Raw genomic sequence first — 1,523 nt, forward strand, 5'->3', positions numbered from 1 at the left:
CGGAAGATTTCAAGTCCAGTGAGACGGTCGTGACGCTATGAGGTTTGTGGTGCGGGTTCCCTGCGCTTGGCCGGGTCGTTGATCCATGCCTGCTGGGGTATCCGGGGTGGTCGGGGGCGGCGGCCGAAGCGTTCGGGGTGGCGGGCGTATGCGTCGGCGAGGGTGACTGCGCGCTGGTCGCGGACTTCCTCGGCGGTGCCGAAATGCACGCTGGCGGGTGTGTGCCAGCCGATGCCCGAATGCCGGTGCTCGTGGTTGTAGTACGCGATGAACGCGTCGAACCACTCGCGGGCATGGGCCAGTGAGTCGAATCGTTCGGGATAGTCGGACATGTACTTCGTGGTCTTGAAGTGGGCCTCGCTGTAGGGGTTGTCGTTGGAGGTCTTCGGCCGCGAGTGCGACCGTGTGACGCCCAGGTCGATCAGCAGCTGCGAGACCTTCTTCGAGGTCATCGACGTGCCGCGGTCGGCGTGCACGGTCTCGGGCACGATGCCGTTGCGGGCGATGGTCTCGCGGATCAACTCCTCGGCCCGCACCGCTGATTCGGCCCGCTCGACGGTGTGGCCGACGACGTAGCGGCTGAAGATGTCGATGATGACGTAGGCGTGATACCAGACGCCCCTGACCGGTCCGGCCGCCTTGGTGATGTCCCAGGTGAACACCTGCGACGGGGCGGTGGCGACCAGCTCCGGCACCGCCTTGGCCGGGTGGGTGGCCTGGCGGCGGCGCTCGCCGGACTGCCCCTTCTCGCGCAGGATCCGGTACATCGTGGAGACGGAGCAGTGGTAGCGCCCGGCATCCAGCTCGCGGGCCCAGATCTGGGCGGGCGGCAGCTCGGCGTACTCGCCCGAGTTCATCAGCTCCAGGACCGCGGCCCGTTCGTCGGCCGTCAGAGCCGAGGGCTGGACCTGCGGTTTCCTGGGCTTTCGTTCCGTTGGGGGCCGCAGCCTGCGGTAGTGGGTGGCCCGGGAGCGGCCGGTCAGCCGGCACGCGGCGGTGATGCCCAGCGCGTCCTCGACGCCGGCGAAGGCGTCGTCGGTGACCGGGGCGGCGGCGTGCGTCAGTCCGCGCCCTCGGAGATCATTTCCAAGAGCGCGGAAGCTTTTCCCATGACTTCCAGCGCGGCCTTGTTGCGGGCCAGTTCCTTCTCCAGTCGTTCCACCTGGCGGCGCAGCTTCTCGTTCTCCGCCTCGGCAGCCGGCTTCTTCGGCCTTGCCGGGCTCGTGCGCTGGTCGACCAGCTTTTCCAGGGCCCCGGCATCCCTCGCGGCCCGCCATTCCTTGACGTGTGAGTGGTACAGCCGCTCGCGGCGCAGGACCGCGCCCTTCTCGTTCTTGGGCGCGGCGTCGTACTCGGCCACGATCCGCAGCTTGTACTCGGGACTGAACGTGCGGCGTTTCGGCCGGGGCGCCGGGTCGGATCCGGCGGGAGTGGTGCTGGTCATGAGGGGGTGGTTCTCCTGTCGTGCCCTCTCAGGCTAACCCGACGAAGCGGGACGTCTCACCCAAGGCTGACAGAGAGGG

2 protein-coding genes are annotated in these 1,523 nt (G+C 68.3%); both read right to left on the reverse strand.

The features are described from left to right. Nucleotides 1–35: 35 nt before the first annotated feature. Nucleotides 36–1,064, reverse strand: coding sequence for an IS3 family transposase (locus tag JS756_RS35655; RefSeq protein ID WP_205387416.1), 1,029 nt, complete (start codon nucleotides 1,062–1,064; stop codon nucleotides 36–38). Continuing rightward, the gene (locus tag JS756_RS35660) at nucleotides 1,061–1,444 is read right to left on the reverse strand and encodes a transposase (protein WP_181802840.1); all 384 of its coding nucleotides are present in this window, start codon (nucleotides 1,442–1,444) and stop codon (nucleotides 1,061–1,063) included. The genes JS756_RS35655 and JS756_RS35660 overlap by 4 nt, the downstream gene beginning before the upstream one ends. Nucleotides 1,445–1,523: the final 79 nt, after the last annotated feature.

The organism is Streptomyces actuosus (genome assembly GCF_016921115.1).
Lineage (GTDB): Bacteria > Actinomycetota > Actinomycetes > Streptomycetales > Streptomycetaceae > Streptomyces > Streptomyces actuosus_A.